Below are 23,009 nucleotides of genomic sequence, written 5' to 3' on the forward strand. Positions count from 1 at the left end.
CCTCCCTTTACTGGAAACATCACTTTTATCATAGATACCTTTTGCAAAATAAACAACAAATATGCTCTCTGGCAATGAAATCGGTCTGTTATTTTATAAACGGCCACCAGTTTGCTTTGCCGAACGTTTTAACCATCACCGGGACAAACAGCGGCAGCACAACGAGCGCATATAAAATTAACCCGGTAAGAACGATCGTCGCGATCTGCAAAAGCGATAAGACACCGGACGGATACATGGCCGCAAACGTTCCGCCTAAAATGATCGCTGCCGAGATAATGACCGTGCCCATGTTGCGCATCGCAACAAGCATTGCCTCCTGCACCGGCTTGTCGCGGTATTCGTTGAAACGGTCCATCAGGAAAATGCTATAGTCGATGCCAAGCGCGATTAAGATGACAAACGCGAAAAACGATACCGCCCAGTTCAAGCCGGCGTAGCCAAGCCCGTCGACGAAAACAAGCTCTGTGACGGCCATCGACGTGTAGTACGTTAAAACGAGCGATAAAATTAAATACATCGGCATAATCAGCGAACGAAGCAAAATCATCAAAATAAGGGCAATGCCGGCAAGCATCAACACGACAGTGCGAGAATAGTCAGCGGACGAAATCATATGCAAATCGGAATAAATGCTTGTTACTCCGCCAACGGCAACTTTTGCATTTTCCAGTTTCGTATCTTTGACCGCGCGTGCGACCGCTTGTTTAATATCGTCAATTTTGTTTAACGCTGACGTCGAATACGGATTTTCATCAAAAATCACATCAAATGTCACGATTTTATTATCTTTCGACATGTAAGCGTCTTGCGCTTTGGCAAAGTCTTTGCTTTCCAACACTTGTTTTGGCAAATACCATCCTGTCATTTCTTCGTTTGGCGAAGCCGAAAGCTCGGATAAATAGCTTTGTGCGGAACCGAGGCCTTTCGACACTTTGCGCAGACCGGCGGCGCTTTGATCAAGCCCTGTCATTAATTGATTCATTTGCCCATCTAACTGCGAAAATCCTTGCAGCAGCTGTTCTTGACCGGCGTTCACTTCGTTTAATCCATTCGCTAATTGCGGCAGGCGCTCGATCACTTGGCGCTGCCCGTTTGCCGCTTTATCCATTCCTTTTTGCAGCTCATCAAGCCCTGCGATTAGTTTGGACATCCCATCCATTAACGCTTTTTGGCCGTCGATCAGCTGCGCAAACGATCCGTTCGCTTGACGCACCCCAGCGCTCGCCTGTTTGAGCGCGGCATTTAATTGCGCAAAACCGGCAGTCATTTGCTGTGATTGTTTCGCCAATCCCGCTGCGACCATTTTTGTCTGCTGATATTCGCGATCTTGTCGCAGCTCTGGGTGTGTTTGCTCAATGCGCTGCAACGATGCGTTTACCGAGGATAATTGCGCCGATAAAGCGTTCATGCCAGCTTGCAGCTGTTCATACTGGCCCACAAGCAAAGAGAGACCGGCACCCGCCTTTTCATATCCTTGCAGCAGCCGTTCAGCGCCTTGTTGTAGCTTTTTCGCATTGCTTTGAATCGTTGCTAATCCTTTTTTGATTTCGCCAGCTCCCATCGAACCGCTGCGAATGCCTTGTTCAATTTGTGCAAGCCCTTTTTGCAAGTCGCCGACACCTGCTTTCAGCCGCTCCGTTCCTGAGACAAGCCGTTCGATGCCATTTGTCGCTTGCTTTAATTTTGGCGCAGAAGCAGAAAGCTGCTCGCTCGCTTGATCGAGCCCAGAACTGATTTTCTCGATCCCTTCTTTTCCTTGACCAAGACCGTCTTTTAAACTTTTCGCTTGTTTTGTGACAAGCAATTGTTCAATTGGTTCTCCAGTTGGGCGCGTGACGGAGCGCACTTTATCAACGCCGTCGACTTTCTCGACTTCACGGCTGATTTTTTCAATGAGGGCAAAATATTCTTGCGAGTTCAGCGCTTCATCATTTTTCATGACGATTTGTGTCGGCATCACTTCGCCCGGGCTAAAGCTTTTCGCTATGATGTGAAACGCTTTGACGGACGCATAGTCGTCGCCAATTTCTTCAAGCGAATCAAACGACAAATCCCCGTCATACGTCGCCAACACCGGAACGGTAATAATCGCGACAATTCCTAAAGCGACGAGCGGTCTTGCCAGCGCAAAACGTCCTGCCGCATCCCACAATCGGCTTTGTTTATGCTCTAAATTGCCTTTCGCCGGCCAAAACAGATTTGGACCAAGCACCGCCATAAAAAACGGCACTAACGTCATCAGCGCAACAAGCAGCACCGCCACGCCGATCGCGACCGCGGCAGCCGATTGATACAACTTAAACGTCGACAATCCAATCGCCGCAAACCCGATCATCACGGCGATTCCGCTGAACAACACCGTTTTTCCCGCAGTGCGGTACGTGGCGATAATCGCATCGGCGCGGTTTTCATGCTGCGAAAGCTCTTCCTTAAATCGGCTTAACAACAAAATGCAATAGTCCGTACCGATTCCAAACAGCACGGCGACTAAAAAGATTTGCGTAAACGTAGACAGCGGAAAATTCACTTGATCGACAAGAAAAGCGACAAGCGCCTGTGATACTAAATACGTCATCCCGACCGTCACAAGCGGAATGAGCGGCGCGACAAACGAACGAAACACGACAAGCAACACCACTAAAATAAATACAACGGTAATGCCTTCCGTCTTTTTCAACCCTGCTTGTGAACTGACGACAACGTCTTCGTCAATCATCCAGCTTCCCGTGTAATAATGCTCGACCGAAATGCCATCAATCGCTTTGTAAAGCGCCTTGCTTATTTCTTTCGCGCTTCTTCCATTCCGCTCCAGCTTCACCGACGTTAAAATCGTCGTGCCGTCTTTCGAGACGAGTTGATCTTTTAATTCCTTCTCGTTAAACGGAGAAATTATCTCGGTAATTCCGAGTTTGTCTTTCTGCGCTTCCAGTTGTTCAACGGCGCGCTTCGCTTCTTTCCAATCATTGTCCGTCAATCCGCCTTTGCGGTAAAACACAAGCGCCGTTGACAGTTCGTTTCCTTTATTCTCCTTTTTTTGCATTTCATTCAAAATATCGATCGCCAGCGACGAGGAATATCCTTTCGGCACGCTAAGCTGCCCTTTCTCACGGACAAGGTCAGCCATGTTCGGCGCCGTCACAATAAGGACAACAGCAGCGACAATCCACGCCAACAACACAAACCATTTCCCTTTAATGATTCCTCTCACGATGCCCCCTCCATCTCCTGCAAAATACGTGCAAGCTTTTCATACGTTTGAATAAACGTTTCAATTTCTTCCTCCGAAAATTTGCTGATGAACGATTCGACTAGTTTATGAATTTTTTCTTCCGTTTCCATGATCCATTCGTTTCCTCGTTCCGTCAGCGTCAAATAAACAACTCTGCGGTCGTTTTGATCACGCGTGCGTTGAATCAGGCCTTTTTTGACAAGGCGGTTCGTCATCGCCGTAATCGCGCTTTTGTTGACACCAAACAAGGAGGCAAGCTCGGTTGATGTGCATTTCGCTTTCTTTTTTATGTAGCGAAGCAGATAATACTGGTCGTTTGTCATATCCTCATCAAGCTCGTACTTGACGAGCGCCGCCGCTTTTCTCATTACAATAAAGGAAACCGACAAATATCGTTCTACTAAATGATGAATGTTCTCATACTGCAAAATACCACTCCTCTTTGTGAAAAAAATAGTTTAACTGTTTAACTATTAAACAATGTAACAATCCCCTAAAAAGAAGTCAACCGAAATGTTTTTCTTTTTTCCAAAGCAAAATGATATAATGAAGGAAAGTATGGGAGGAATCGAAAATGAAACGAGAGCCGTCCAAACCGTATTCTTATCAAGACTACCTTCAGTGGGAAGGGCGTTGGGAACTCATTGACGGCGTAGCATATAATATGAGCCCATCTCCGACATGGGAACACCAATTCGCCATCGTAGAGCTGTCGTTTACATTGCGCTCCTATTTTCAAAATAAGAATTGCTATGTAGCAATTGCCCCGTTTGATGTTCGATTTTCAAACAATGACGATTATGAACAGGCTCCCCATGTCGTCCAGCCTGACATCTCTGTTATTTGCCATAAACACCAATTAACAAAAAATGGTTGTTTAGGCGCCCCAACGCTAGTGATTGAGGTGCTTTCCCCGTCAACCGCCTTAAAAGACAGAAACGAGAAATTCAAGCTATATGAAAAATTTGGCGTCCAAGAATACTGGATTGTTGATCCGATTTATCAAACAATCGAAGTATTTGGGTTCGAAGACGGGTTTTTTAAAAAAAGAGAGGTATTTGGCAAAGGACAACAGTTGGTATCGTTTATTTTTCCGGACTTAACAGTGGAAGTTAGTTCTATATTTTTCCAAAACGAATAGTGACGTTAGAACAAAGCGTACGAAGTTTTTGTTTTGCTTCTTCATCTTATAATACCACCCTTGTTTGCTTAAATATTTTACTTCCCTTTTCATTTAGACTTTTTTATGTATATGTCTCTAATATTTTGGCTTCGTTTTCATCACGAGCCCGTGTACGGATATTGCGCTCTTTTCCTTTTGTCTGTAATATGTGCCGCTCCACATCGCTTTTTCTCTCCAAAATCCACTCACTCAATTCAGAAAAATCCATTTCTTTCATTATGTCATCACTCCGAATCGCTTATAATATAGTTTTATTATACCTTTTTATCCCATGTTCTGCCCACGGCAATCGCTATCCAAAAAATATAATGAAGGATGTCATCCTTTTGCAAGAGTGACATCCCTTTTTGATTTCGTCATTTCTTCCGTAAGTATATTTTCATGAATAAGAAGCATTACGCCGCAATATCCCGTTTTCGAAAAATCAACCAAGCAATTCCGTTGAATATAACAAAATAAACAAGCAGCATCATGAGCGAAAACGACATCGTCATTCCTTCAACAAGCGGCGTCCCATCAATATATTGCGTTAAATTGGTGTTGGCAAATAATAAATATTTTGCCCAGTCAAATTTCATCGCAAGAAGCGCCGTCACTTGCGGCCCTACAAACAACGCAAACGTCGCCAGCCCAATCGCGAGCGAATGGTTGCGAAACACCGCCGATATCATAAACGCAAAGGTCGCCATCATAACAAGGTCGGCACAATTTAACGCATAGACTTGCACAACATGGAAAAGCATGCTTCTCTCAACAACCGCTCCGTTTTGGTACGCTAAATACGGTTCGCGAATGTTTTCGATTCCAAAAACGGCTGCGCCGACGACAGCCGAAAAAATAAACAACAATAACAGCATGCAAAGCGCGAACAACAGGGCGGCGATGTATTTGGAAAGCAAAATTTTCGTGCGGCTCGCAGGGCGAATAAGGAGCAGCTTGATCGTTCCCCATGAAAATTCGCTCGCCACGCTTCCTGCCGCCACAATAATCGTAAACAGTGTGATCAGCGCGATAATGTCTGCCGAGTCCACCAAATATCCCCAAAACGTATTGGGCGCCACAGGTTTGATATTGTGTTCTAGACGATATTCATTGATCTTCAGCTGTTGTTTGAGATAATTTTTATACATCTTCGGCAGCTTTTCCTCAGAAAGCTCGGCTTCCATTCTTTTTATCTCCGAAGCGACCTCCGCCTTCCAGTTTTCCGGCTCTTTATGCGTCGCTTTGATAATCAGCGCTCCCGCCAACGTCGCCAAAGCAAGAAGCCCGATCATAAACCATGTGCCAAACCTGCGGTAAATTTTCATATTTTCATTTTGAATTAGCGAAAAAATGCTAGACAATTTCGTTTCCTCCCGTCATTTCTAAAAATCTTTCTTCCAACGATTTCGTAAGAACTTGAATTCCGTACACTTTAATATGTTCAGACACTAGCGCGGCATTTAAGTTTGGTATTTCCTCATAATCGAGCGAAACTTCAATTCCTTGCTTTGCCGGCGTGACGTTCATATGAGGATAAGCGTTTTTGATCACCGTTAACGCTTGCTCTACCGGCTCTACTGTAAGCAGCACTTTTTGAGCTTGCTTGGACAGTTCTTGAACCGACTCAATTCCTACTAATCTCCCATGTTGAATAATCGCAAACCGATCGCACATCATCTCCATTTCCGAGAGAAGATGGCTCGAAACGATGATGCCAAGCCCTTCTTCTTTCGCCAGCTTGCGCAAGTAGTCGCGGATTTCGCGGATGCCGGCGGGATCAAGCCCGTTTGTCGGTTCATCCAAAATAAGCAAAGAAGGACGATGAAGCAATGCCTGCGCCAGTCCGAGCCGCTGTCGCATGCCGAGCGAATATGTTTTCACTTTGTCATGAATTCGTTTTTCCAAGCCGACTAATTGGACAACTTCATCAATGCGTTCTTTAGTGACTCCTTTCGTCATGCGCGCGTAATGAAGCAAATTTTGATATCCGGTCAAAAACTTGTACATTTCCGGATTTTCAACAATGGCGCCGACATGTTGGATCGCTTTTTCAAAATCTTTTTGAATGCTGATTCCATTAATCAGCACTTCGCCGCTAGTAATTCCCATCAGCCCTACGATCATGCGGATCGTCGTCGTTTTCCCGGCGCCGTTCGGCCCAAGAAAACCAAACACTTCCCCAGCAAATACTTCGAGCGACAAATCGTGAATAATCGTTTTCTTGCCGATATCCTTCCTGACATTTTTCAACTGCAAAAGCGGGTTCATGGTCGTTCCTCTCCCTTATAAATTTTTTTCAGCCTGTTTACTACACTATCGCGGCTTGTCTCTCTTAATTCATCGACATGGACGCGTTCTGCCACCGTTCCATTGCGGAGAAAAACGGCTTCATCGAGCAGCGGTTCGACTTCATCGATTTCATGTGTTGTCATCACAATCGTCTGCCGTTCTAGATCGACAAATGAAACAAGCCCTTTGACGATCGATTCGCGCACCATCGGATCGAGTCCGGACAGCGGTTCATCCATCAATAAAATCGGCGCTTCCCGTGCTAGCGCAAAGGCGATTTTCGCACGCCCCCGTCCGCCTTTGGACAGCTGCTTCCATTTCTTGGACGGATCGATTTGCATAAACGCTAATATGTCACGCGCTTTTTCTGTTCGAAAATCGCTAAATTGCGAAGCGTAAAAATCAAGCATATCTTGAACCGTAAAACTGTCATAATAGGCGTCCAATTCCGATAAATACGCGACTTTGCGGCTGATTTTCCTCGTTACTTTTTCGCCGTCCACAAGCACGTTTCCTGCTGTTGGAAAAATTAGCCCAGCGATTAATTTTAAAAACGTCGATTTGCCGCTGCCATTTGCGCCAAGGACGCCGATAATTTTTCCTTTGTCTAATCTTAGCGAAACATCATCGAGCGCCGTCACGCTGCCAAACTTTTTTGTCACGTGCTCAAATTGAATCATTGCTCTCCCCCTTCTTCATCCCCTTCGTAGTTTTTCAATGTAGCGATCATCTCGTCCAGCGTAAACCCAAGCTCCGTCATGTTTCGGACAAAGTCAGCAACAATGTCCCGCTTCAGCCGCTCACGCAACCGTTCGATGACTTCCGCGTTTTCTGTAACAAACGTTCCTTGACCGCGTCGTGTTTCCACAATCCCCATCCTCTCCAGTTCGCTATATGTGCGCTGTATCGTATTCGGATTCACCCCTGTTTCCACTGCCATCTCGCGGACAGACGGCAGCTTCTCCCCCGCCTTCCATTCGTTTCGGACGATTTTTTTGTTTATCCTCTCCATTATTTGTATATAAATTGGCTTCGTTGTATCAAACTCCTCGGCCACGTCTTTACACCTCAACTTTTCTGTCAATTAGCCAAATGGAAGCGCAAAATGCAAGAACAGCCATAATACCGTAAAAAACGACTGCTCCTATTGGCATCGTTTCCATCTTTTCGATCATTATCCACCCCTTAGCCGTATTGTACTTGAACACAACCCCCGGCATCGCTATTTTTCCCCATCCCGTTAGCCATTCGTATACGTTTGTTTTCATAAACGACGAAAACAGCCAGCCTAACAGAAAATAAATAAGCGTAACAATCAGCCCCGATAGTTTTGCAATCATTTGTTTACCAATACGGTAAATCGCCCAACAAAGCAAAAACCAAACCGCCATATGGATAGATAGCAGCGCAATATAAAGAACCGCTAGCGCACCGCTTTCGATAAAAAGTTCATCATTCCATATTTTTTCATAAAAATACCTCTCTTTTACTCCAAGAGAAGCAATATAAGTAAATAATGCCGAAACAAACAGAGAAATAAGCATGCTGGCAAACGCGATCAGCAGTTTGGCGCTTACCAACCGAAATGCCGGCTGCGGGGTGTGAAGCCATAAATGAAGCCGCTTCGCTTCTGTTTGTAAGCTAAGAGCCATAAACATCAACATATAAAATGCATGCAGGCATGTGACAACCAATGATGGAACAAACATCGCTATCGGCTCGTCGTACTTTAGAGACAATAAATATGACACCATATTAACGATGATAACGATTCCAACAGTAGTTAATATCCACAGTTTAGAGATGCGCCACTCTTTTTTTAACAAGCCAACCCACGGATTCATTCTTTCCCCTCCGGCAACAGTGAATTAGTGTTCTAGTTAAATAGTACACTAGTTCAAAATAAAATGTCAACAATTTTTACTAAAAAATGCCGCTATTGGCATTCTCGTCTTTCCATAAAAATCCCCCGCCTTATGCTTCCGCATAAGGCAGGGGATTCGCTTTATCCGCGCAATGTTGCGCCAAATTTCTGTTCTACCGCTTGGATCACTTTTTCGTGAACGGCGGTTACTTCTTCATCGGTTAATGTGCGTTCCGGATCGTAGTAACGAAGCGAGAAGGCGATCGATTTTTTGCCTTCTGGAAGGCGGTCGCCTTTGTATACGTCAAAAACCGCCACTTCTTTCAACAAGCTGCCGCCCGCTTCGATAATCGCTTTTTGCAGTTCGCCGGCAATCACGTTTTCATCGACGACAAGCGCGATATCGCGCGCAATTGATGGGAAGCGCGGAATCGGCGAGTAGCGGATGTCTTCTACTTCCGCGTTTAATAAATCAGGCAAGGCAAGTTCAAACACATATGTTTCTTTTAAATCATACTCTTTTTGCACAACTGGATGGAGCTGCCCGACAAAGCCAATCGTCTTGCCATCTAGCAAAATATCAGCGGTGCGTCCCGGATGCATATGCTCGCGTTTTGCCTGCTTATATTCAATGCGATTCGTTAAACCTAACAGTTCGAACAAGCCATCTAAAACGCCTTTGGCGACATAGAAATCGACCGCTTTTTTCTCCCCTTGCCATAAGTGGGCGTGCCATACACCTGTTAAAACTCCGGCGAGACGTTCTTTTTCGCTTGGCAGTTCGTTTTCGCCATTTGTGAGATACACCGCGCCTGTTTCATAGACGGCGACGTTTTCGACTTGGCGCGCGCGGTTGTAACTCGCCACTTCCAAAAGATGAGGAATCAAGCTTTGCCGAAGGACGCTGCGTTCTTCGCTCATCGGCAGCGCCAAGCGGATTGGTTCCGCCGTTTCTAGCGCGAACATTGTCGCTTTTTCCGCGCTTGTAAGAGAATACGTAATCGCTTGGAAAAAGCCGACATCTTCTAAATAACGGCGCACTTTCCGGCGCTTTGCTTGATATGGCGTCAGTTTGCCCGGCTTCGCTTCCGCGACTGGCAATGTTGCCGGAAGGCGGTCATATCCATACAATCTCGCTACTTCTTCGATAATATCTTCTTCGATCGAAATATCGCGGCGGCGTGACGGCACGATAATCGTAAACGTGCCGTTATCTTCGCTAAACGCGAATTGCAAGTTCGTTAAAATCGCGGCGACTTCGTCTTTCGTAATCGCCGTGCCAAGCACGCGGTTAATGCGATCCAACGTGATCGTAATCGTCACTTCTTGCTCTTTTAACGTATTGACTTCGACGACGCCACCGACGACTTCGCCGCCGGCGTACTCAGCCATTAGCGCGGCCGCGCGGTCAAGCGCTTCTTTTGTCCGCGCCGGATCGATGCCTTTTTCAAAACGCGTGCTTGCTTCACTGCGCAAGCCGTGGTCTTTCGACGCTTTGCGAATGACAGGGCTCGTGAAATAGGCCGATTCAATAAACACCGTCGTCGTGTCGTTTCGCACTTCGGAATTCGCGCCGCCCATGACACCGGCAAGCGCCACTGGCTCCGTACCGTTGGTAATGACAAGATGATCTTCCGTTAACGTGCGCTTCGTATCATCCAAAGTGACAATGGTTTCACCAGCTTTCGCGCGACGCACGACAATTTCTTTCGAGCCGAGGCGGTCATAGTCAAACGCGTGAAGCGGTTGTCCATATTCAAGCATAATGTAGTTCGTAATGTCGACGACGTTGTTATGAGGACGGATTCCTGCCGCCATTAAGCGCGTTTGCATCCAAAGCGGCGACGGTCCAATTTTCACGTTTTTCACGATGCGACCCGCGTATAACGGGTTGTCTTTCGGCGCGTCGACGCGCACGGAAATATAATCATGAACGTTTTCGCCATTTTCTTGAAGCTCGATGACCGGCAACTTTACGTCTCGTCCTAAAATCGCCGCTACTTCGTAGGCGACGCCGATCATGCTGAGGCAATCGGCGCGGTTTGGCGTAAGCCCGAGCTCTAATACTTCATCATCCAAATTTAATAGTTCCAACGCGTCCGCGCCGACCGGAGCGTCGCTCGGAAAGACGAAAATGCCATCGGCGTATTCTTTTGGCACGAGTTTCGACTCGACGCCGAGTTCTTGCAAGGAACAAATCATGCCGTTCGATTCTTCGCCGCGCAGTTTCGCGCGTTTAATTTTCAAACCGCCAGGCAGGACGGCGCCGGCTTTCGCCACTGCTACTTTTTGCCCTTTCGCGACGTTCGGGGCGCCGCAAATAATTTGCACCGGTTCTCCTTCGCCGATATCGACGAGGCATTTTTTTAATTTATCGGCGTTTGGATGCGGTTCACATTCAAGCACATGCCCGACGACGACGTCTTTTGCCCCTTTATTTAATACTTCCACGCTTTCGACTTCGATGCCGCTTTTCGTAATGCGGTCGGCTAGTTCTTTTGCGGTGATGCCTGTTAAATCAACATATTCTTGCAGCCATTTATAGGAAACAAACATCGATCAAACCTCCCCTTTACACGCGATGGAATTGCTGTAAGAAGCGAATGTCGTTTTGATAGAAATGGCGGATGTCGTCAATGCCGTATTTGAGCATCGCGATGCGCTCCGGCCCCATGCCGAACGCAAATCCTGTATATTTTTTCGAATCAAATCCGGCCATTTCCAATACGTTTGGATGAACCATGCCGGCCCCTAAAATTTCAATCCAGCCCGTTCCTTTACATACGCTGCAGCCATGACCGCCGCAATGAAAGCAGGACACATCGACTTCGACCGACGGCTCGGTGAACGGGAAAAAGCTTGGGCGGAAGCGGATTTCGCGGTCTTCGCCAAACATTTTGCGGGCAAACTCGCGCAGCGTTCCTTTCAGGTCGCTCATGCGAATGTTTTCATCGACGACAAGCCCTTCGATTTGCGTAAATTGATGCGAGTGCGTCGCGTCATCGTTGTCGCGGCGGTACACTTTTCCCGGGCAGATGATTTTCACCGGACCGCGTCCTTGATGTTTTTCCATCGTGCGCGCTTGCACTGGTGACGTATGAGTGCGAAGCAAAATTTCTTCGGTAATGTAGAACGAATCTTGCATATCGCGCGCCGGATGGCCTTTTGGCAAGTTGAGCGCTTCAAAATTGTAGTAGTCTTGCTCGACTTCCGGTCCTTCGGCGATCGTATAACCCATGCCGATGAATAAGTCTTCGATTTCTTCAATGACGCGTGTGAGCGGATGGTGATTGCCTCGTTTGACCGGACGTCCCGGTAGCGTGACATCAATCGCTTCGGCCGCTAGTTTTTTCTCAACTTCCTCTTGCTCAAGTTTCGCTTGCTTTTCCTCTAGCGCGCTTTGGATCGCTTGCCGCACTTCGTTGGCGAGCGCGCCGATGACCGGGCGTTCTTCCGGCGATAACGCCCCCATGCCGCGGAGCACTTCAGTAATCGGGCCTTTTTTGCCAAGATAGGCGACGCGCACCTCGTTGAGTGCTTTCAAGTCACGAGCTTGTTCGATTTTTTCGAGCGCTTCTTGTTGAAGCTGCTGCAACCGTTCTTTCATGGAAAACTCCTCCTTTTTTCATTTCCATAAAAAAATCGCCCCTTAAAATAAGGGACGAGTAAACTCGCGGTACCACCCTTGTTAACAGCGCAAAAAGGCGCTGTTCGCTTCATTGCGATAACGGCATCAGCCGGAACACCTTTACATTCCGCAGGCGCGGAATGGTCCAAGTGTCGACTCCAGAGGTGAATTCACTTGCTTCTACCATAAAAACGCTCCCAGTCTACGGCGTTTTCTCCCTGGATGGCGAGTGGCAAGCTACTCTTCTCTTTCATCGTCGTTTTCCGTATATTCGAATGTCAAATAAATGCTGTATTATATTATAAGCAAACGGCAAACATCACGCAATATACTCTCGCATTAATGAAACTTGCGCAATTCGACGCTACTTCTTGCCCGCTGGACTTTCCAACATTTTGTCTTGGCTTTCTTTTAGACTGGACGCATTCCGCTTCCACACAGGCATGTCCGCATTTCCCAGCCGTATCTTCACGTCTCCTTGCAAGCGGGTCGTTTTGTGTCAAGACTTCCATCATCGCGCTAAGAAACGCTTTTATCTCATCGGTTGCCTTTTCCAATTTATGACGCGCCCCGTAAATGATAAAGCAAAATTCCGGCAGCGACGGCGACATTAAGCGATTCAGCCTGCCCGTAAATCGGAATATATAAATTTTTCGCCGTCATCTCAAGCAATGGTTTGCTGACACCGCTTCCTTCATTGCCGACAAGCAAAGCAAACGACCGCGGCGGTTGGATGCAGCGATAATCTTCTCCGTTTACCAACGATGTACCGTAAATCGTAACGTTTTGCGCTTGAAGCTTCTCCATCCATTCGCGAAGATTTCCGCGAATAATTGGCAGATGGAAAAGCGAGCCTTGCGTCGCGCGAATGACTTTCGGGTTGTACAAGTCAGCGCAACCTTTGCCAAGAATGACAGCATCGATTCCCGCCGCATCCGCGGTGCGGATCATCGTGCCGATGTTGCCCGGATCTTGCACGGCATCAATCAGAAGTACATTCGCCTGCGCCCAGTCCATATCTCCATAAGAAAACTGCTCGCATACGGCTGCAATTCCTTGCGGTGTTTCCGTATCGCTAATCGCTTTCATCACGTCTTCCGTAACGATGGCAATCGGGATGCCGCTTATATCCCATGTTGCCGGAATCGCTTTCTTCTCGTCAATGATCAATTGGACAATGGATATGTTGCTTTTCAACGCTTCTTCCACTAAATGAAATCCTTCGATAAGAAACAGCCCTGTTTTATCCCGTTCCTTTTTCATAAGCAGCTTTTTCCATTGCTTTACTTGCGGATTTTTGACCGATTCAATTCGTTTCAATGCTCATTCTCCTTTACATTTTGCATCATCCATATACATAATAAACGAAATTCGCGCAAAAAATAAGGATGTACTACATACTAGCGAGGTGAATGAGATGGATTTCGACTTGCGCCATGCGATTATGCAAAATGTCGCCAACAACACGAAAGAACAATTGGAAGATACGATCGTGGACGCGATTCAGCGCGGTGAAGAAAAATATTTGCCGGGTCTTGGCGTGCTGTTTGAAGCGATTTGGAAACATTCAAGCGAGCAGCAAAAAGATATGATGCTCTCTACTCTGGAACAAGCCGTAAAGCAATAAACACGGGAAGCATTAACCAGCTTCCCATTTTTATGTTGGATACAATCTTTTTTCTTGTTTGGCATGAAAAAAGAAAAGCCGACATTGATCGCCGGCTTTTCCATGTTAATTATTCGAACGTAATTTGTTTTACTTTTTCCGCATCTAAACGCTTGATTACTTCGACAAGCAATTTCACCGTGTTTTCATAATCGTCACGGTGAAGAATCGCGGCATGAGAATGGATGTAGCGCGTTGGAATCGCGATCGTCAATGACGGTACGCCGCTTGCCGTTAAATGAATCGCGCCAGCGTCCGTGCCTCCGCCCGGCATCGCATCAAAATGATAAGGAATGTTAAGTTCTTCGGCGACGTCAATGACAAATTCTCTTAAGCCGCGGTGAGATACCATCGTTGCATCGTATAACACGATATGCGGTCCCGCACCAAGCTTGCCCATCGCTTCTTTTTCGGAAACGCCCGGCGTATCGCCGGCAACGCCGACATCAACAGCAAACGCGATATCCGGCTGAACGAAATGCGCCGCCGTTCTCGCCCCGCGCAAACCAACTTCTTCCTGCACGGTGCCGACGCCGTACACGACGTTTGGATGGTCCGCATCTTTCAACCGCTTTAATACGTCAATCGCAACCGCGCAGCCGATCCGGTTGTCCCATGCTTTCGCAAGCAGCATTTTTTCGTTGTTCAACACGGTAAATTCAAAATACGGAACGATCGAATCGCCCGGGCGCACGCCCCATTCCATTGCTTCCTCACGGCTTGTTGCGCCGATATCAATGAACATGTCTTTAATGTCGACAGGTTTTTTGCGCGCTTCCGGCGGCAAAATGTGCGGCGGTTTCGACCCGATAACGCCGGTAATTTCTCCTTTGCGTGTTAAAATAGTGACGCGTTGCGCGAGCATCACTTGGCTCCACCAGCCGCCTAGCGTTTGAAAGCGGATAAATCCTTTCTCATCGATTTGCGTCACCATAAAGCCAACTTCGTCTAAATGGCCGGCAACCATAATTTTTGGGCCATCGCTATTTCCTTTCTTTTTTGCGACTAAACTGCCGAGGCCGTCCGTTGTCACTTCATCGGCGTAAGGAGTTATGTATTTTTTCATCACTTCGCGCGCTTCCCGTTCGTTGCCGGGAACGCCTTTGGCATCCGTCAATTCTTTTAACATTGTTAATGTTTCATCTAACTTTGCCATAATTAGACCCCTTTCTTTTTCATCCATAAATTTATTATACCCAAAATAATCAGCAATGTACAAAATTGGTTAATAATTCTGATTTTGCCGTTCATGATTGACTTTATTTTTCCGGATATATGCTTGTTCGATTTGCGCGAAAGAAAAACCTAATTGTTCCCCTAATTGCAAATACTCCGTAAACAAGAAGTCATAGCTTTGTTGCGACTTTGCTTTTCGAAACTCATCCACCGCCCAAAATACGCGCAAAAACCGTTCAACAAGCTGTGCGTCATTGCTGCTTGCTTGCGGAAGCGAAGGCGAATGCATAAAACCGCATTCTAATCCGAGCGATAAAATAAAATGAAGGCCATCGACGTATTCTTCGAGCACTTTTTCTTGCGGAGACGACGGCTTCACGCTCCAAAACTTAAAGCAGCGCGTTTCATTCGCAAGTTCGCCAATTTCGACAAGCAAAGCGAGTACTTTTTTGTCGAATAAATCTTTCCCTTGCAATCCATGTTGTTTTTCAATCCGTTCATCTAACTGACGCTGCAGCGAGTAAAGTGTTGACAAATCCATCGTTTCTCCCCCTATAACAAATAAAAAATGATGCGATTAGCTCCTTCACAACGGTGGCAAGCTGCAACAAAACAAATGGCGTTTCGTTTTACGGCGGAATGCACGCGCGCCAACCGCTGCGCCGATCGCGACGCCGATAAATAAACGACACCGCACTTTCGAACAGCCATGATATCATTAATTGTACCATGCCGATTTCTTTCTATAAAAAATGACCATCCCCATAAGCGAGAATGGCCATTGCTTTCATTCGTTATTGAAGCTTGCTTTTTGCAAGTTCTGCAAGTTGGGCAAACGCAGCTTGGTCATTTACCGCCAAGTCCGCCAACATTTTGCGGTTTACTTCTACTCCCGCTAATTTCAAACCGTGCATAAAACGGCTGTAGGAAAGACCGTGCATGCGCGCTGCCGCGTTGATGCGCGTAATCCAAAGTTTGCGGAAATCGCGCTTCCGTTGACGGCGGTCGCGATATGCATACATTAATGATTTCATTACTTGTTGGTTCGCAACTCTATATAAAGCATGTTTCGCTCCAAAGTAACCTTTTGCCAACTTTAGGACTTTTTTGCGACGTCTGCGCGTCACTGTTCCACCTTTAACACGTGGCATATTTATTCCCTCCTATATGTCTCCATTTATTTCAGGTTGTCAAGCAATTGGCGAATGCGTTTGAAGTCGCCAGGAGATACGAGCGTTGCTTTGCGAAGTTTGCGTTTTTGTTTTTGCGTTTTGCTTGCGAATAAATGGCTTGTATAAGCATGACCGCGTTTTAATTTACCTGTACCAGTCTTTTTAAAACGCTTTGCAGCGCCGCGATGAGTTTTCATTTTTGGCATAGGACGTTCCTCCTCATTCGATTATTTGTCGTTTTTCGGTGCCAGTACTAAAAACATGCTCCGTCCGTCCATTTTCGGTGCCGTTTCGACGACGCCGATGTCGGAACATGCTTCGGAAAAACGTTCAAGGACGCGTTGACCAATTTCCTTATGCGTAATCGCCCGCCCTTTAAAGCGGATTGTCGCTTTTACTTTATCGCCTTTTTCAAGGAATTTGCGTGCATTGCGGAGCTTCGTATTGAAGTCGTGCTCCTCGATCGTCGGGCTTAAGCGCACTTCCTTGATGTTGATCACTTTTTGCTTTTTGCGCGCTTCTTTTTCTTTCTTTTGCTGCTCGAAGCGGAATTTGCCGTAGTCCATAATGCGGCATACCGGCGGTTTCGCGTTTGGCGCCACAAGGACTAAGTCAAGATTTAATCTTGCGGCAATTTCAAGCGCCTCTTGGCGAGATTTAATCCCTAATTGTTCGCCATTTGGATCAATTAAACGGACTTCGCGTGCACGAATGTTTTCGTTAATAATAAAATCTTTGCTAATAACCAGCCACCTCCAAGGTTTTTTCCGAATTACTTGTTTGTTTCATAGCGCACCCTAACGCATCGCAAAACGAACGGTTCAGAAGGAAACGCCAATAAGCAGGCGCATACGCTTTTCTAATAAAAAAGTGTGGATGCATACGACACCCACACTGCTTACGTCCGAAATATGATATGCGAACCGTAACGACCTGTCAACAGCCACGCGGGCGTCAACCAGGTGAGAAGCGGGGTGCTTCTGCTTTTGCCACAAACAAGTATTCTATTTACTTTATACAATATATCACCTTGGAAGGTGGCATGTCAAGGCGCTTTTCTTGATTAACAAACAACATTTTTCATTATAACGAATCATTCGGAGTTTGGCAAGCAAAAATGCGAAAACCGTGAAGAAAGAACTTCACGGTTTTCGGCTTTTCCGTTTGGTTTTTAGCGTCATCGCAAATTGCCTAGTTTCGACGCACTTCTGCCTTTAAAGCGGCAATAAAGTCATCAAGCGCCACTGTTTCGCTTTTTTGTTCGCCGTATTTGCGGACGTTAACGGCATTTTCTGCCATTTCCCTGTCACCGACGACAAGCATGTAAGGAATTTTTTGGATTTGTGCTTCGCGAATTTTATAACTGATTTTTTCGTCGCGTTCATCAACTTCAACGCGGAATCCTTGCGATTGCAACGCCTCTTTCACTTTATACGCATAGTCGAGATGCGCTTCTGGAGATACCGGGATCACTTCGACTTGTACCGGTGCGAGCCAAGTCGGAAACGCTCCTTTATATTCTTCAATTAAGAAAGCGACGAACCGTTCCATCGTCGAAACGACCCCGCGATGGATGACAACCGGACGGTGCGGTTTGCCGTCTTCGCCGATGTATGTCAAATCGAAGCGCTCCGGCAATAAGAAGTCAAGCTGCACCGTTGATAACGTTTCGTCTTTTCCGAGCGCCGTGCGCACTTGCACGTCCAATTTTGGACCGTAAAACGCCGCCTCACCTTCCGCTTCATAATACTCTAACCCTAATTCATCCATCGCTTCACGCAGCATGCTTTGCGCTTTTTCCCACATTTCATCATCATCATAATATTTTTCTTTATCGTGCGGATCGCGGTAAGAAAGCCGGAACGAATATTCGTCCAATCCGAAGTCTTTGTACACTTCCAAAATTAAGTTGACGACGCGTTTGAACTCCTCTTTAATTTGATCTGGACGCACAAAAATGTGGGCATCGTTTAATGTCATGCCACGGACGCGCTGCAAGCCGGAAAGCGCTCCGGACATTTCGTAGCGGTGCATCGTGCCGAGCTCAGCGATGCGGATCGGCAGCTCGCGGTAGCTATGAATTTTATTTTTATAAATCATCATATGATGTGGACAGTTCATTGGGCGCAGCACAAGCTGCTCGTTATCCATTTCCATCGGCGGGAACATGTTATCTTTGTAATGATCCCAGTGGCCGGAAGTTTTATATAATTCGACGCTGCCGAGCACCGGCGTATAAACATGCTGATAACCTAGCTCGATTTCTTTGTCTACGATATACCGCTCGATAATGCGGCGGATCGTTGCCCCTTTTGGCAGCCAAAGTGGCAGCCCTTGTCCGACTTTTTGCGATGTCATAAACAATTCCAGTTCTTTTCCTAATTTGCGGTGATCTCGCTCTTTTGCTTCTTGCAGCTGGCGAAGATATTCTTCTAGATCTTCTTTTTTAAAGAACGCTGTTCCGTAAATGCGTTGCAGCATTTTATTTTTGCTGTCGCCGCGCCAGTATGCTCCCGAAATGCTCAACAACTTAAACTCCTTAATTTTTCCTGTAGACGGAACGTGGACGCCGCGGCAAAGATCGAAAAACTCTCCTTGTTCGTAAATGGAGATCGTTTCTCCTTCCGGGATATCGTTAATTAATTCGAGTTTTAAATTGTCGCCGATTTCCTCGTAAAGGTGAATCGCTTCTTCGCGGCTTACTTCTTTCCGGACGATTTCCAAGTTTTCTTTCACAATCTTCCGCATTTCTTGTTCAATTTTCGGCAAGTCTTCCGGAGTTAGCGTTTCTTCCATATCGATATCGTAATAGAAGCCGTTTTCAATGACCGGACCGACGCCGAGTTTGACGTTTTTGTAAAGGCGCTTGATCGCCTGTGCCATTAAATGGGCCGTGCTATGGCGCAAAATGTCAAGCGCTTCCGGCATATCTTGCGTAATGATCGTAATCGCTCCATCTTCCTGAATCGGTGTGCGCAAATCAAGCAAACGATCATTCAGCTTTCCGGCGATCGCTTTTTTCTTTAATCCCGGGCTAATCGATGCGGCGATTTGTTCTGTCGTTGTCCCTTTTGGAAACTCCTTTACTGCACCATCAGGGAATGTAATGTGAATCACTTCCGCCATACCCTTTTCCTCCTTCTTTTATATTGAAAAAATAAAAAAACTCCTCCCTCACCAAAGGGACGAGTTTGCTTCGCGGTTCCACCCTTCTTCCCACCGCTGACAGACAAAAAGGCGCACTTTTCCCACAGCGATGGCTCGAATCGAATAACGGCCGTGCCGTCGGCAATTACTGGACATGCGTCGTTCACTGCCGCAGTTCCGAGGTGGTAAGTGTATTTTCCGTGTTAGGAAGGTTGCAGCCGATGCCTTCCCTCTCTGGAAACCGTAAAAATACACTCGTGTCCTCATCATCACTTTTGCATATTCTTATGTATGTTATTATAGAATGAGGGCATGAAAAAATCAAGATCATCTCTCTCGCTTTGCATCAATGGCTTGATATTTTGCAAAATCGCTTTGTCTATAGAGCCGGATCCGCTCTTGAAATACGTTTTGGATCGTTTGCACCATGCCGTCCTCCTCATGATCGGTATATAAATAAATCATGCCGGGAGCGATGGACACAAGCGGCGCTAATAAGGAAGAATCAATGTACATCGGCTGACTGACGATCAAATTGCGGTCAATGAGTTGCTTTAATTCGCTCGCTGTCATTTCGCGCAACTTTTCATCAAAAAAAAGAAAAGATGGCGGCTTGTGAACTAAATGGATGATTGACAATTTCGGCCGCTTTGCTGCCACGAAGTCGCGCAACATTTGCACAAAATTTTGATATTCCTGCTCTAGTTTATATTCGTCAATCGCCAATTCGACATAGTGTTGAAGCTGTTCCATATATGGTTTAAGGCGAAAGGTGACAAAGGACGAAAAGGAAAAGGAAAGGCCGTCTTTTAAAAACTGCTTTAGCGCATTCGCAATCAATGTTTTCCGTGAAATGGAAGATTGTTTTCCCATTCGGTAATCATACCGCTCCCCATCAAGAAACGAATGGGCAAGCTGTAAAATTTGCTGCTGTTCTTCTTTATCTTGAAAATAAAACGTATCAGAGATAATCGATAACAATAGCCTGTCTTCGATAAAATGAAGAATCAATGTCGTCATTGCCGGTATTAAATCGCATGAGATCGCTTCATCGATGTCGCCATATATGTAAATCGTGACGAGGGAATCTCCATTGTACGTTGTTTGCAAGCGTGGATGAATCGTTTTTTTCTGTCTTTTATTCAGTAAACAAACCAATTTTTCAGCGTCATTTGCCTGTTCAAAATAAATTTTAATCAAACGTCGTTCCCCCCTTACGAGTCAATGCTTGTTCTATATATATGGGAGCAAACGATTGTTTAGAATAAAAAATAAAAGGATATTTCCGTTTTTGGAAACATCCTATTCAAGCCGGCGGTTTTTTCCTTTCACTTCGACCGGCTGCGCCAAATAGCGGATCCGTTCCATAATGCGCGCCGCTTTCATTTGTTCTTCTTCCCCGCGCTGCGAATATGTCAAATGATGCGCTAGTTGCTGCAAATCGAAGTTCGACGTAAAAAATGTCGGCAAGTTTTCGAACATCCGGTATTGCAAAATCGGACCTAATAAATCGTCGCGCACCCAGCTCGACATTGATTCCGCGCCGATATCATCAAGCATTAAAATCGGCACTTTTTTGACATAATCGAGTTTTTCGTTAATCGTTTGGTCTTGCAGCGAGCTTTTTAGTTCACGGAAAAACTCCGGTACGTACACGATAAGAGACGGCACGTTTTTTTTCGCAAGGGCGTTGGCGATCGCGCCAAGAATATACGTTTTTCCAACGCCAAACGATCCGTATAAATAAAGTCCTTTCATTTTCTTTCCCGGCGCATACTCCGACACAAAGCGGTCGGCAAGTTCAATCGCCTTCATTCGCCCCTCATCGGCAAGGTCAATATCCGAAAGCGACGCTTGCAAAATCTCGCGTGGAACAAACAAGCTTTGTATCAATGATTCCTGCCGTTTTCGCTCATCGTATTTTATTTTGGCAGGGCAACGGTCATACTCCACATCAATGACTGGCCCTTTGATCACAAGACGAGGGTGGTATCCTTTTAAAAAGTTTTTGCATTGGTCCAAACTTGGACACTGACCGCAGTTTTTGCTTTGCTCCATAAACTCATATAGCTTCATTAAACTGCGGTTCACCATTTCCTTTGTGATTTCCCGTTCATGTTCGCGCAAAAATGCTTGTATTTCCGGGTGTGAAAGAATTTGTCGTTTCATTTGCACATAACGTTGCTGGAAACCTTCCTTGCTAAGCAGTCGATTTAACAGTTGATCGATTCGTTCCATCGTCTTCACATCCTATTATTCATCGCGGTATTTTTTTAATCGTTCTTCTAACTCCCGCCGTTTTTCCTCAATATTTATGTTTTCATCTTTGTCTTGATCATCGTTTTGACTATAATCCATATTGAGCCATTCTGGCAACAATTCTTTTCGCACCGCTTTTCTGCTTGTTCTTTTGCTTTTTTCCTTTGCCCAGCTTTGATACATTTTCGCTTCTTTCTTTGCCAGCTCCATCGCTTCTTTGACGGTTTTTACATTTTTCCGCGACCAATGGCTGGCGATTTTTTCGACATACGCTTTTGATAGCTTCATATCGGTGCGCAACATGGCATAATAAATTAACACGTTCACAACGCCGGGAAGCAATTGTTGCTGGAACATAATATCTTCAATCAGCCGCAAATCGCTCATCGACGGTTCGGCCCCCCCAGATATTTCGATTAACAATTGGCGCGGGGAGATCGTTTCCAGCTGTTTCATCAGCAGTTCCTCTTTCGTTTTCGGTTCGACGTTCGTCATCGTGCGATACGGAAGCGGCTGCACGCGCGAACTTAAGTTAGGAGGGGCGCCACCGCGCTCAAACTCATACCACTCATGAACGGCTTTTCGCAATGCATCGATATCAATATGGTCAGACGGATCGATGACACTCATGACAATTTTTTGCATATCAAGCGGTCCGACTCCGTATAAAAACGCTAATTTTTTGATCGCTTCTTTTACTTTTGGCGTAATCGCCCGCTTTGGCACCATATATTTGGACAAGCCAGCAAAAAACAGTTCAAAATCGAATACATCATCGCTAAGGTCATACGTATTCTCTTTTCTTCCAATATACTCGTACCCATCAACAAGCCGCAAATCTTCTTGCGTTTCTTCATTCATCTTCGCAACCATTTGCTCGACGTGTACGGACGCAAATACATCGTGAAACGCGCGAGTAACAGGAGAAAATTTGGTTCGGTCAATGGATGGAGTGGAAAAAAATTGTTTTAATTGCCGAAACTTATGCTTGCCAATACGGTTATAGAGGAAAACATTGAGCATTCCGTCGGTAAAAAATTGTTCCGGTGTGAGCGGCGGCTGCAATTCATAAATAAATAGCTTCGGCTCTTCTTTATTTACATACGTCTTTAACAGCCCGATGCCTTCCAGTTTCAAACGTTCTTCGTAAATTTCTTTTAAACTGCATTGCATCAGCACCATCAGACTATGATGGGTCGTTTCCTTTTCAGAAAGCAGTTCCAATTCGCTCCATAACGTCATATAAAGGCTTAAAGCCCGATAGCCGATTAACGGTTGATAAAGGAGCGTGAGCACTGTTCGATCAAAATCGTGGAGCACTCCATTGCTTCGTACCGTATAGCGGTCAACGGGGATTAATTCTTTCCAATGATGTTCCATATTCTCGACCTTCCGCACTAAGTTTTGCCGA

General features: G+C 45.9%; 23 protein-coding genes and 3 other annotated features. Of the genes, 2 read left to right on the forward strand and 21 right to left on the reverse strand.

Translation table 11 applies throughout. From position 1 onward, the window contains the following. Positions 1–88: 88 nt before the first annotated feature. Together BM278_RS01275 and BM278_RS01280 are read right to left on the reverse strand one after the other, a co-directional pair. Positions 89–3,211: an MMPL family transporter gene (locus tag BM278_RS01275; protein ID WP_090947590.1), complete on the reverse strand. Its 3,123-nt coding sequence runs from the start codon at positions 3,209–3,211 to the stop codon at positions 89–91. After that, positions 3,208–3,660, reverse strand: coding sequence for a MarR family winged helix-turn-helix transcriptional regulator (locus tag BM278_RS01280; protein WP_090947591.1), 453 nt, complete (start codon positions 3,658–3,660; stop codon positions 3,208–3,210). Before BM278_RS01280 ends, BM278_RS01275 begins: the two co-directional genes overlap by 4 nt. A gap of 146 nt (positions 3,661–3,806) precedes the next feature. Between BM278_RS01280 and BM278_RS01285 the strand changes: the two genes are divergently transcribed. Then, positions 3,807–4,373, forward strand: coding sequence for a Uma2 family endonuclease (locus tag BM278_RS01285; RefSeq protein ID WP_090947592.1), 567 nt, complete (start codon positions 3,807–3,809; stop codon positions 4,371–4,373). Between the two features lie 103 nt (positions 4,374–4,476). Here the strand turns inward: BM278_RS01285 and BM278_RS18595 are convergent, their stop codons facing one another. From BM278_RS18595 to BM278_RS01330, 10 genes are all read right to left on the reverse strand, one after another. Beyond that, positions 4,477–4,632, reverse strand: a complete 156-nt coding sequence (locus tag BM278_RS18595; RefSeq protein ID WP_167359557.1) for a hypothetical protein — start codon at positions 4,630–4,632, stop codon at positions 4,477–4,479. A 178-nt stretch (positions 4,633–4,810) separates the two neighbouring features. After that, positions 4,811–5,758, reverse strand: coding sequence for an ABC transporter permease (locus tag BM278_RS01290; RefSeq protein ID WP_090947593.1), 948 nt, complete (start codon positions 5,756–5,758; stop codon positions 4,811–4,813). Next, positions 5,751–6,665 (reverse strand): ABC transporter ATP-binding protein, encoded by a 915-nt coding sequence (locus BM278_RS01295; RefSeq protein ID WP_090947594.1) that lies wholly within the window; start codon positions 6,663–6,665, stop codon positions 5,751–5,753. The genes BM278_RS01290 and BM278_RS01295 overlap by 8 nt, the downstream gene beginning before the upstream one ends. Beyond that, a complete protein-coding gene (locus BM278_RS01300; RefSeq protein ID WP_090947595.1) occupies positions 6,662–7,366 on the reverse strand; it encodes an ABC transporter ATP-binding protein in 705 nt (234 codons plus the stop codon). Before BM278_RS01300 ends, BM278_RS01295 begins: the two co-directional genes overlap by 4 nt. After that, positions 7,363–7,743 (reverse strand): GntR family transcriptional regulator, encoded by a 381-nt coding sequence (locus BM278_RS01305; RefSeq protein WP_090947596.1) that lies wholly within the window; start codon positions 7,741–7,743, stop codon positions 7,363–7,365. The genes BM278_RS01300 and BM278_RS01305 overlap by 4 nt, the downstream gene beginning before the upstream one ends. A gap of 4 nt (positions 7,744–7,747) precedes the next feature. Then, the gene (locus BM278_RS01310; protein ID WP_090947597.1) at positions 7,748–8,530 is read right to left on the reverse strand and encodes a hypothetical protein; all 783 of its coding nucleotides are present in this window, start codon (positions 8,528–8,530) and stop codon (positions 7,748–7,750) included. Between the two features lie 161 nt (positions 8,531–8,691). Further along, the gene (pheT, locus tag BM278_RS01315; RefSeq protein ID WP_090947598.1) at positions 8,692–11,106 is read right to left on the reverse strand and encodes a phenylalanine--tRNA ligase subunit beta; all 2,415 of its coding nucleotides are present in this window, start codon (positions 11,104–11,106) and stop codon (positions 8,692–8,694) included. A 16-nt stretch (positions 11,107–11,122) separates the two neighbouring features. After that, the gene (gene pheS, locus BM278_RS01320) at positions 11,123–12,157 is read right to left on the reverse strand and encodes a phenylalanine--tRNA ligase subunit alpha (RefSeq protein ID WP_090947599.1); all 1,035 of its coding nucleotides are present in this window, start codon (positions 12,155–12,157) and stop codon (positions 11,123–11,125) included. Between the two features lie 47 nt (positions 12,158–12,204). Continuing rightward, positions 12,205–12,441: a binding site (T-box leader), on the reverse strand. Positions 12,442–12,477: 36 nt separating this feature from the next. Further along, positions 12,478–12,735, reverse strand: a complete 258-nt coding sequence (locus tag BM278_RS01325) for a hypothetical protein (protein ID WP_090947600.1) — start codon at positions 12,733–12,735, stop codon at positions 12,478–12,480. A gap of 1 nt (position 12,736) precedes the next feature. Then, on the reverse strand, positions 12,737–13,498 hold the full coding sequence (locus BM278_RS01330; RefSeq protein ID WP_090947601.1) for a TrmH family RNA methyltransferase: 762 nt from the start codon (positions 13,496–13,498) through the stop codon (positions 12,737–12,739). Between the two features lie 97 nt (positions 13,499–13,595). Between BM278_RS01330 and sspI the strand changes: the two genes are divergently transcribed. Then, entirely contained in the window at positions 13,596–13,805 is a 210-nt protein-coding gene (gene sspI, locus BM278_RS01335; protein ID WP_090947602.1) for a small acid-soluble spore protein SspI, read from the forward strand. 109 nt (positions 13,806–13,914) lie between these two features. Here sspI and BM278_RS01340 read toward each other — a convergent pair whose 3' ends face one another. The 9 genes from BM278_RS01340 to BM278_RS01380 all read right to left on the reverse strand — a co-directional run bounded on the left by BM278_RS01340 (position 13,915) and on the right by BM278_RS01380 (position 22,978). Further along, positions 13,915–15,000, reverse strand: a complete 1,086-nt coding sequence (locus BM278_RS01340; protein WP_090947603.1) for a M42 family metallopeptidase — start codon at positions 14,998–15,000, stop codon at positions 13,915–13,917. Positions 15,001–15,069: 69 nt separating this feature from the next. Continuing rightward, a complete protein-coding gene (locus tag BM278_RS01345; RefSeq protein ID WP_090947604.1) occupies positions 15,070–15,561 on the reverse strand; it encodes a dUTP diphosphatase in 492 nt (163 codons plus the stop codon). Positions 15,562–15,814: 253 nt separating this feature from the next. Further along, on the reverse strand, positions 15,815–16,171 hold the full coding sequence (gene rplT / locus BM278_RS01350) for a 50S ribosomal protein L20 (RefSeq protein ID WP_062679218.1): 357 nt from the start codon (positions 16,169–16,171) through the stop codon (positions 15,815–15,817). A 26-nt stretch (positions 16,172–16,197) separates the two neighbouring features. Continuing rightward, entirely contained in the window at positions 16,198–16,398 is a 201-nt protein-coding gene (gene rpmI / locus BM278_RS01355) for a 50S ribosomal protein L35 (RefSeq protein WP_003248690.1), read from the reverse strand. 21 nt (positions 16,399–16,419) lie between these two features. Continuing rightward, positions 16,420–16,965, reverse strand: coding sequence for a translation initiation factor IF-3 (infC, locus tag BM278_RS01360; RefSeq protein ID WP_090947605.1), 546 nt, complete (start codon positions 16,963–16,965; stop codon positions 16,420–16,422). Positions 16,966–17,050: 85 nt separating this feature from the next. After that, positions 17,051–17,184 (reverse strand) — a sequence feature (ribosomal protein L20 leader region). Between the two features lie 199 nt (positions 17,185–17,383). Continuing rightward, positions 17,384–19,318, reverse strand: coding sequence for a threonine--tRNA ligase (thrS, locus tag BM278_RS01365; protein WP_090947606.1), 1,935 nt, complete (start codon positions 19,316–19,318; stop codon positions 17,384–17,386). 52 nt (positions 19,319–19,370) lie between these two features. Next, positions 19,371–19,618, reverse strand: a binding site (T-box leader). 48 nt (positions 19,619–19,666) lie between these two features. Next, entirely contained in the window at positions 19,667–20,539 is an 873-nt protein-coding gene (ytxC, locus tag BM278_RS01370; RefSeq protein ID WP_090947607.1) for a putative sporulation protein YtxC, read from the reverse strand. Between the two features lie 102 nt (positions 20,540–20,641). After that, a complete protein-coding gene (gene dnaI, locus BM278_RS01375; protein WP_090947608.1) occupies positions 20,642–21,577 on the reverse strand; it encodes a primosomal protein DnaI in 936 nt (311 codons plus the stop codon). Positions 21,578–21,592: 15 nt separating this feature from the next. Further along, positions 21,593–22,978 (reverse strand): replication initiation and membrane attachment family protein, encoded by a 1,386-nt coding sequence (locus BM278_RS01380; RefSeq protein ID WP_090947609.1) that lies wholly within the window; start codon positions 22,976–22,978, stop codon positions 21,593–21,595. Positions 22,979–23,009: the final 31 nt, after the last annotated feature.

Source organism: Parageobacillus thermantarcticus (assembly GCF_900111865.1).
GTDB classification, from domain to species: Bacteria; Bacillota; Bacilli; order Bacillales; family Anoxybacillaceae; genus Parageobacillus; species Parageobacillus thermantarcticus.

Excerpts from the sequence above, each read along its gene's own strand:
- BM278_RS01310 (WP_090947597.1), bottom strand. The coding sequence starts at position 8,530 with ATGAATCCGTGGGTTGGCTTGTTAAAAAAAGAGTGGCGCATCTCTAAA.
- BM278_RS01285 (WP_090947592.1), top strand. The coding sequence starts at position 3,807 with ATGAAACGAGAGCCGTCCAAACCGTATTCTTATCAAGACTACCTTCAG.
- BM278_RS01300 (WP_090947595.1), bottom strand. The coding sequence starts at position 7,366 with ATGATTCAATTTGAGCACGTGACAAAAAAGTTTGGCAGCGTGACGGCG.
- rplT (WP_062679218.1), bottom strand. The coding sequence starts at position 16,171 with ATGCCACGTGTTAAAGGTGGAACAGTGACGCGCAGACGTCGCAAAAAA.
- pheS (WP_090947599.1), bottom strand. The coding sequence starts at position 12,157 with ATGAAAGAACGGTTGCAGCAGCTTCAACAAGAAGCGCTCGAAAAAATC.
- dnaI (WP_090947608.1), bottom strand. The coding sequence starts at position 21,577 with ATGGAACGAATCGATCAACTGTTAAATCGACTGCTTAGCAAGGAAGGT.
- BM278_RS01340 (WP_090947603.1), bottom strand. The coding sequence starts at position 15,000 with ATGGCAAAGTTAGATGAAACATTAACAATGTTAAAAGAATTGACGGAT.
- rpmI (WP_003248690.1), bottom strand. The coding sequence starts at position 16,398 with ATGCCAAAAATGAAAACTCATCGCGGCGCTGCAAAGCGTTTTAAAAAG.
- BM278_RS01345 (WP_090947604.1), bottom strand. The coding sequence starts at position 15,561 with ATGGATTTGTCAACACTTTACTCGCTGCAGCGTCAGTTAGATGAACGG.
- BM278_RS01295 (WP_090947594.1), bottom strand. The coding sequence starts at position 6,665 with ATGAACCCGCTTTTGCAGTTGAAAAATGTCAGGAAGGATATCGGCAAG.
- pheT (WP_090947598.1), bottom strand. The coding sequence starts at position 11,106 with ATGTTTGTTTCCTATAAATGGCTGCAAGAATATGTTGATTTAACAGGC.
- BM278_RS18595 (WP_167359557.1), bottom strand. The coding sequence starts at position 4,632 with ATGAAAGAAATGGATTTTTCTGAATTGAGTGAGTGGATTTTGGAGAGA.
- BM278_RS01380 (WP_090947609.1), bottom strand. The coding sequence starts at position 22,978 with ATGGAACATCATTGGAAAGAATTAATCCCCGTTGACCGCTATACGGTA.
- sspI (WP_090947602.1), top strand. The coding sequence starts at position 13,596 with ATGGATTTCGACTTGCGCCATGCGATTATGCAAAATGTCGCCAACAAC.
- thrS (WP_090947606.1), bottom strand. The coding sequence starts at position 19,318 with ATGGCGGAAGTGATTCACATTACATTCCCTGATGGTGCAGTAAAGGAG.